1 protein-coding gene is annotated in these 1,239 nt (G+C 66.8%); it reads right to left on the reverse strand.

Annotated features, from left to right (window positions below):
• A partial coding sequence (locus DYI24_RS26800; protein ID WP_164574480.1) for a HAMP domain-containing protein occupies nucleotides 1–1,235 on the reverse strand: 1,235 nt, incomplete at its 3' end.
• Nucleotides 1,236–1,239 lie beyond the last annotated feature (4 nt).

Below are 1,239 nucleotides of genomic sequence, written 5' to 3' on the forward strand. Positions count from 1 at the left end.
TCGATCGTGGGGTTGAGCGCCAGCAGGTTGGTCTGGCCGGCGATGGTGTTGATCAGGTCGACCACGTCGCCGATCCGCTGCGCCGCCGTGGCGAGCTGATTGATGCGGTCGTTGGTCTTGTTGGCCTGCTGCACGGCCGAGCTGGCGATCCGCGAGGAGTCCTGCACCTGGCGGCTGATCTCGTGGATCGAGGATGCCATTTCCTCGGTGGCCGAGGCGACCGACTGCACATTGCTGGTGGCAATCTCCGAGGCGCCGGCGACAGCGGCGGTGAGCTTCTCGGCTTCCTCGGCGGTGTGCGCCATCTTGCTGGCGGAGGCCTCCAGCTCGGTCGATGCGCTCGACACCGCTTCGACGATGCGGCCGACCGCGCCCTCGAAGGCGTCGGCGAGCTTCTGCATTTCCTGCTTGCGCTGCTGCGCCGCCACTTCGTCCTGATGCGCCTTCTGCTCGGCTTCCTCGCGGGCGCGATGATCGGCGTTTTCGCGGATCACCACTACGGTCTTGGCCATGTCGCCGATCTCGTCGCCGCGCGCGGCGCCGGGGATTTCGACGTCGAGCTGGCCGCCGGCCATCTTGTCCAGCGCCCCGTTCAGCCGCATCAGCGGCCGCGAGATGCCGAAGAAGGTGAACACCATCGAGATCACCAGCGAGATCATCACCACCATGCCGAGGGCGAAGTTGATCCGGTTGGCGCTGGACAACTCGTCCGCGGCCTGGGTCTTGGTCGCCTTCGCGGCCTTCTCGGCGCGCTCCACCGCTTCGCCCATCAGACCGAGCGCCTGCGTCGCGACCGAGTGGGCCTGGCTGATGAGTTGATCGCGCTTGGCCTTGTCGGCGTCGCTGGCAGCGCCTGACTGGCCGGATTTGGCCAGCTTGCCGACTTCGGTCATCGCGCCATCGTATTGCGTCGTCAGCGCGCCGATCGAGCGCAGGCGTTCCTTGTCGGCGCCGTCTGCGATCTGTGCCACCGCGGTGCTGATCCCACGATCGATCGTTTCCCGCGCGTCGTGCAACCCGGTGAGGGCGCTGTCGACCTGCGCCGGCGTCGAGGCGAGGCGGAGCTCGGCTGCGGCAAGCTGCATCCGGCGCAGTGCGACGTTGGCTTCGAGACCGTGATCGGCGACCATCTGCTGCGCATCGGCGCGAGCGTTGACGGCGTTGATCGACCGCTCAGTGGTCAACTGATTGGCCGCCATACCGAGCGACAGCGCGATACTGGTCCTGTCTCTTATACAC

The organism is Rhodopseudomonas sp. BR0C11, assembly GCF_010820945.1.
Classification (GTDB): Bacteria; Pseudomonadota; Alphaproteobacteria; order Rhizobiales; family Xanthobacteraceae; genus Rhodopseudomonas; species Rhodopseudomonas palustris_H.